Annotated in this window: 5 protein-coding genes and 1 rRNA gene; 5 read left to right on the forward strand and 1 reads right to left on the reverse strand. The window is 52.4% G+C overall.

Features of this window, described 5'->3' with window-relative positions; translation table 11 throughout:
• Positions 1-2,187, reverse strand: a complete 2,187-nt coding sequence (gene fadB / locus ACQE32_RS19005) for a fatty acid oxidation complex subunit alpha FadB (protein ID WP_427022253.1) — start codon at positions 2,185-2,187, stop codon at positions 1-3.
• Positions 2,188-2,372: 185 nt separating this feature from the next.
• Between fadB and pepQ the strand changes: the two genes are divergently transcribed.
• The 5 genes from pepQ to ACQE32_RS19030 all read left to right on the forward strand — a co-directional run.
• Complete coding sequence (pepQ, locus tag ACQE32_RS19010; RefSeq protein WP_427022254.1) at positions 2,373-3,704, forward strand: Xaa-Pro dipeptidase; 1,332 nt, start codon at positions 2,373-2,375, stop codon at positions 3,702-3,704.
• Positions 3,704-4,321, forward strand: coding sequence for an IMPACT family protein (locus ACQE32_RS19015; RefSeq protein WP_085069529.1), 618 nt, complete (start codon positions 3,704-3,706; stop codon positions 4,319-4,321). The genes pepQ and ACQE32_RS19015 overlap by 1 nt, the downstream gene beginning before the upstream one ends.
• 24 nt (positions 4,322-4,345) lie before the next feature.
• Entirely contained in the window at positions 4,346-5,797 is a 1,452-nt protein-coding gene (gene trkH, locus ACQE32_RS19020; protein ID WP_085069531.1) for a Trk system potassium transporter TrkH, read from the forward strand.
• Between the two features lie 16 nt (positions 5,798-5,813).
• Positions 5,814-6,350: a menaquinone-dependent protoporphyrinogen IX dehydrogenase gene (hemG, locus tag ACQE32_RS19025; RefSeq protein WP_085069533.1), complete on the forward strand. Its 537-nt coding sequence runs from the start codon at positions 5,814-5,816 to the stop codon at positions 6,348-6,350.
• Between the two features lie 375 nt (positions 6,351-6,725).
• A 16S ribosomal RNA gene (locus ACQE32_RS19030) occupies positions 6,726-6,804 on the forward strand; the annotation flags it as partial.

A 6,804-nucleotide genomic window follows, 5' to 3' on the forward strand; every position in this document is an offset into this window, starting at 1 on the left:
TCACGCCGTTGCCAGCGCGGCCTCATTAATTGGTTCAGCAGGTGGATACCAGTCTTCATTACGCTGCGCTTTTTCAGTCAGCAGCTGCGGCAGGGCATAGAGCGGGCCCAGTTCAGCAAACTGCTGCGCCTGGGCGATAAAGGCGGCGTTGCCCAGCGTATCCAGATAGCGGAAGACGCCGCCGTGGAACGGTGGAAAACCAAGCCCATAAACCAGCGCCATATCCGCTTCAGCCGGGCTGGCGATGATTTTTTCTTCCAGGCAACGCACGACCTCGTTAATCATCGGAATCATCATGCGCGCAATGATTTCTTCATCGGTAAAAACGCGCTTTGGTGCGCTAACGCTTTGCAATAACGCATCGGTCTCTGCATCGGCCACTTTCTGCGCTTTACCTTTTTTATCGATTTCCCAGATATAAAAGCCGCGCTGGTTTTTCTGACCAAACCGCTGCGCCTCAAACAGAACGTCGATCGCATCGCGGTAGGTCTTTTTCATCCTGTCCGGAAAGCCATCGGCCATCACGCTTTGCGCATGATGCGCGGTATCAAGGCCCACTACATCCAGCAGGGTGGCCGGGCCCATCGGCCAACCGAACTGTTTTTCCATGACTTTATCGATTTGGCGGAAGTCAGCGCCATCGCGCAGCAGCAGGCTAAAACCCGCGAAGTAGGGGAACAGCACGCGATTGACGAAGAAACCGGGACAGTCATTGACCAGAATGGGTGTCTTACCCATTTTACTGGCCCAGGCGATAACTTTCGCCAGCGTCGCCTCTGAAGTTTGTTCGCCACGAATCACTTCTACCAGCGGCATGCGGTGCACCGGATTAAAGAAATGCATGCCGCAGAAATTTTCCGGACGCTTTAATGCCCGCGCCAGCTGGCTCACCGGGATAGTGGAGGTATTGGTGGCCAGAACGGTATCTTCCCGCACCAGCGCTTCGGTTTCCGCCAGCACTTTGGCTTTAACCTGCGGATTTTCCACCACCGCTTCGACAACAATGTCAGCGCGTTCAAAGCCGCTAAAGCTGAGCGTAGGCTGAATTGTGGAGATGATACTGGTTAGCTGAAGAGCAGTGATTTTGCCGCGTTCAAGCTGTTTATTGAGCAGTTTTCCCGCTTCGCTCATGCCCAGCGTCAGCGATTTTTCACTGATATCTTTCATGATCACCGGCACACCTTTTGAGGCGGACTGGTAAGCAATGCCGCCGCCCATAATTCCTGCGCCCAGGACAGCGGCCTGCTGCGGTATTGCCTGACCCTGCGCCAGTTTCTTCGCTTTGCTTTTGATGTATTGATCGTTCAGAAAGATCCCCACTAACGCCTGCGCAACTTTCGACTGCGCCAGCGGCACAAAGGCTTTGGTTTCCAGCTTTAATGCATCATCACGGCCCAGGCCAGCGGCAGCTTCAATGGTTTTTACCGCCATCATCGGCGCTGGATAATGTTTTCCGGCGGTTTGCTGCACCATGCTTTTTGCGATAGTAAAACTCATTGCCGCTTCAATGGCGCTGAGCTTAAGGGGCTGCAGCTTCGGCTGGCGGCGCTGCTGCCAAAAATGCGCATCTTCTATCGCCATCCGCAGCATGGCGATAGCGCCGTCGCGAAGTTTTTCCGCAGGCACAATCGCATCAACCAGGCCCAGCGCCAGCGCGCTTTTCCCGTCTACGTCTTTCCCGGCGGCGATGATTTCCAGCGCGCTATCGGCACCAAGCAGCCTTGGCAGACGTACAGAACCGCCAAAGCCTGGCATAATGCCCAGTTTGGTTTCCGGCAACCCAATGCGTGCATCCGGCGTAGCGATACGGAAGTCCGTAGCCAGAACACATTCACAGCCGCCGCCAAGCGCATAGCCCTGAATGGCGGAAATGGTGGGCACCGGCAGATCCTCCAGACGGTTAAAAATGCTGTTGGCAAATGCCAGCCATTGCGTCAGCTTTTCCGCTGGGGCATTAAACAACGACAGGAATTCAGTAATATCCGCGCCAACGATAAACGCCGGCTTCGATGAGCTGAGCAAAACGCCTTTCAGCGCCGTCTGTTTTTCCAGTACGGCAATGGCTTCGCCCAGGCTGGCTACAGTTTGTGTGTCCAGCTTATTGACTGAACCGGGGGCATCGAAAATTAGCTCGGCGATGCCGTCGTCCAGCCAGTTCAGGGAAAGTGTGTCGCCTTGGTAGAGCATGTCCGTCTCCTGAAACCGCATGTAAGGGATCTGGTCGTACCAGATGATCGGAGTGTGGGATTGATGTTAATTATTTGCAAACGAAACATTGCTCATTTGCAAACAAGATCACAGGCGGTGGCGACACGGCATCCTCTGTCCTGCTGTGGTAAGATGCGGTCAATTCTCTGATGCGGAGTACAGAAATGGATACCCTGGTTACCTTGTACAAAGAACACATTGCTACTTTACAGCAGCGTGCGCAGCAGGTACTGGCGCGCTTTGAGCTCGACGGCATGTTGATTCATTCGGGCGAGTTGTTAACGGTATTCCTTGACGATCATGACTACCCGTTTAAGGTTAATCCTCATTTCAAAGCCTGGGTGCCGGTAACGCAGTTGCCGAACTGCTGGTTGTGGGTTGATGGCGTCAATAAGCCGAAGCTGTGGTTTTATTCGCCGGTCGACTACTGGCATAGCGTAGAACCGCTGCCGCACAGCTTCTGGACCGATGAAATAGAGATCGTGGCGCTGAGGAAGGCAGATGATATCGGCGCGCTATTGCCGCAGCCGCGTCAGAATGTGGCGTATATCGGTCCGGTGCCGCAGCGCGCAATGCAGCTGGATATCAGCGCCAATCATATCAATCCGCAGGGCGTGATAGATTTTCTGCATTACCACCGCTCATATAAAACCGATTATGAACTCGCCTGCATGCGTGAAGCGCAAAAGCTGGCCGTTGCGGGCCATCGCGCGGCAAAAGAGGCATTTCTTTCCGGCATGAGCGAGTTTGATATTAATCTCGCCTATCTGACAGCCACGGGCCACCGCGATACCGACGTTCCCTATGGCAATATTATCGCCCTGAATGAACATGCGGCCGTGCTGCACTACACTAAGCTTGATCACCAAACGCCGCCGCAGCGCCGCAGTTTTTTAATTGATGCCGGTGCCGAGTACAATGGCTACGCCGCCGATCTAACACGAACCTACGCAGCACAGAGCGATTCTCTGTTTGCCCAAATAGTGCGTGAGATGAATCAGCACGAACTGGCCTTGATAGATACGTTAAAAGCGGGCGTTCGCTACAGCGATTATCATCTGCAAATGCATCAGCGCATCGCCGGGTTATTGCTGAAGTTTGATCTGGTGCGCGGTATCAGCGAAGAGGCGATGGTGGCGGAAAATCTGACCGGGCCGTTTATGCCGCACGGTTTAGGTCATCCGCTTGGATTACAGGTGCATGATGTGGCTGGCTTTATGCAGGACGATAAAGGAACGCATCTGGCAGCACCACAGCAATATCCTTTCCTGCGTTGCACGCGCGTGCTTGAACCGCGCATGGTACTTACCATTGAGCCGGGCTTCTATATTATCGAGTCGCTTCTAAATCCATGGCGAGAAGGGAACCATAGTCAGCACTTCAACTGGCAGGCGATTGATGCCTTACAGCCGTATGGCGGTATTCGCATTGAGGATAACGTGGTGATCCATGCTAACCGCGTTGAGAACATGACGCGCGATCTGCATCTGGAATAATGGACGCTTATGATATTCCCGCTGAGCCATTGAGTATCAGCGAAGAGACCATTAAAAAAAGCCGCTTCATTACGCTGCTGGCGCATACCGAAGGCGTTGAGGCGGCGAAAGCGTTTATTCAGCAAATTAAAACTGAACATCCCGCTGCCCGCCATCACTGTTGGGCTTATGTTGCCGGGCCTCCTGATGATTCACAGCAGTTGGGCTTTTCTGACGACGGCGAACCGTCTGGCACGGCAGGAAAACCTATGCTGGCGCAACTGATGGGCAGCCAGGTTGGAGAAATTACCGCCGTAGTGGTGCGCTACTATGGCGGGGTTATGCTCGGGACCGGCGGCCTGGTGAAAGCGTATGGCGGCGGTGTGCAGCAGGCGCTAAAACAGCTGGATCGCAAACAAAAGATACCAATGCGCCGTTTTCAGCTACGCTGCGATTATGCTCAGCTTGGTGATGTAGAGCGCCTGGTTCAGCGTTTTGAAGGAGAACTGCTTAAGACGGAATTTCTGGATGTTGTCTCGCTAACTTTGGCATTACCCCATGCGCAGGTCGCCGGGTTTACCCAAAATTTAACGGACATTAGCCGGGGAGCCTTAGCGCTTGAGCCGGTAACCCCCTAATTTTTATCTTAAGGAAACGGCAGAATGCATTTTCGTGCCATTACCCGAATCGTTGGGCTATTGGTCATTCTGTTCTCCGGAACAATGATCGTACCCGGCTTAGTGGCGTTAATTTATCGCGATGGCGCAGGGCGCGCATTCAGTCAGACATTTATTATGGCCTTGCTGATTGGGGCCATATTGTGGTGGCCTAACCGCAAACAGAAAAATGATCTGAAGCCGCGCGAAGGTTTTTTGATTGTGGTGCTGTTCTGGACCGTGCTGGGTAGCGTAGGGGCAATGCCCTTTATTTTTTCCGAACATCCCAGCCTCTCTGTTACTGATGCATTTTTTGAATCCTTTTCTGGCCTAACGACCACCGGTGCCACTACGCTGGTGGGGCTGGATTCTTTACCCAAAGCGATTCTTTTTTATCGTCAGATGCTGCAATGGCTTGGCGGGATGGGGATCATTGTATTAGCCGTGGCGATCTTGCCAATCCTGGGCGTAGGGGGAATGCAGCTTTATCGCGCAGAAATGCCCGGCCCCCTGAAAGATAACAAGATGCGTCCCCGGATTGCCGAAACGGCTAAAACGTTATGGCTTATCTATGTATTGTTGACGGTGGCGTGTGCAGTGGCGTTGTGGCTGGCAGGTATGCCAGTGTTTGATGCCATTGGCCATAGCTTCTCAACCATTGCCATCGGCGGCTTTTCTACCCATGATGCCAGCATCGGCTATTTCAATAGTCCTGCCATCAATACCATCATTGCTGTTTTCCTGCTGATATCGGGCTGTAACTATGGCCTGCATTTTTCGCTATTAAGCGGACTGAACCTCCGTGTCTACTGGCGTGACCCGGAGTTCCGTATGTTTATCGGCGTACAGATGACGTTAGTCGTGATATGTACGCTGGTGCTGTGGTTCCATAATGTCTATGCCAGCGGGCTGCAGACGCTAAATCAGGCGTTTTTCCAGGTCGTATCAATGGCGACGACAGCGGGCTTTACTACCGACAGCATTGCCCGTTGGCCGCTCTTCTTGCCGGTATTGCTCCTTTGTTCCGCCTTTATCGGCGGTTGCGCGGGGTCAACCGGGGGAGGCCTGAAAGTGATTCGTATTTTGCTGCTGTGTAAGCAAGGGTCGCGTGAACTGAAACGGCTGGTCCATCCTAACGCGGTCTATACCATCAAGCTGGGTAATCGCGCTTTGCCGGAACGCATTCTGGAAGCGGTATGGGGCTTCTTCTCTGCTTACGCGCTGGTGTTTTTGCTTAGTATGCTGGCGATTATCGCCACCGGCGTTGATGATTTTTCTGCATTTGCTGCCGTAGCCGCTACGCTGAATAACCTTGGCCCTGGATTGGGCGTTGTGGCAGATAATTTCACTTCCATGAATGATGTCGCAAAATGGATTTTGATTTCGACCATGCTTTTCGGTCGTCTGGAAGTATTTACATTGCTGGTACTGTTCACGCCTACCTTCTGGCGTGAATAAACCCAAGGAGAGAACAATGAAAGCGCTGATTCTGTTTTCCAGCCGTGACGGACAGACGCGGGAAATCGCTTCTTATATAGCAAACACCTTGAAAGCGCATCAGGAGTGCGACGTCATTAATATCCTGCATGCGCAAGACGTTGACTGGGCGCAGTACGATCGGGTGTTGATAGGCGCATCGATCCGCTATGGGCATTTCCAGCCGGTGGTAGCGCGTTTCGTGAAGAAACATCTGGTCGAACTGCAACAGCGCGTTAGTGGCTTCTTCTCCGTTAACCTGACAGCACGCAAGCCAGAAAAGCGTACACCGCAAACCAATGCCTATACGCGTAAGTTTTTGTTGCAGTCGCCATGGCAGCCCGATAGCTGTGCAGTGTTTGCCGGAGCGCTGCGTTATCCGCGTTACGGTTGGTTTGACCGGGTAATGATCCAGTTTATTATGCGTATGACAGGCGGCGAAACCGATCCGCATAAAGAAGTCGAGTACACCGACTGGCAGCAGGTAGAGCGTTTTGCTGAAGAATTTGCCCAAATGAGCAGCAAATCGCGTTAAAAAAACACGGCTTGCTGAAAAATAAACCTAACGATCATTTTTTTGAAATAAACACTTGTCAGGGGTCGAGAACTCCCTATAATGCGCCTCCATCGACACGGCACAACGGCTTACGCCACGCGGTGTTGAGCGGTTCAGCAAGATGAATCGCCGGAGAAAAACTTCTGAAAAAGAGGTTGACTCTGAAAGAGGAAAGCGTAATATACGCCACCTCGCGACAACGGTATCAGGTACCGGTCGCAACGCTCTTTAACAATTTATCAGACAATCTGTGTGGGCACTCACGGACGGGATATCGCAAAAACTATTGCAGTATCAAGTCTCAGAGTGAACACGTAATTCATTACGACGTTTTTCTTTGAGCATCAGACTTTTAAATTGAAGAGTTTGATCATGGCTCAGATTGAACGCTGGCGGCAGGCCTAACACATGCAAGTCGAACGGTAACAGGGAG

The organism is Pantoea sp. FN0302 (assembly GCF_050113775.1).
Taxonomy (GTDB): Bacteria; Pseudomonadota; Gammaproteobacteria; order Enterobacterales; family Enterobacteriaceae; genus Mixta; species Mixta alhagi.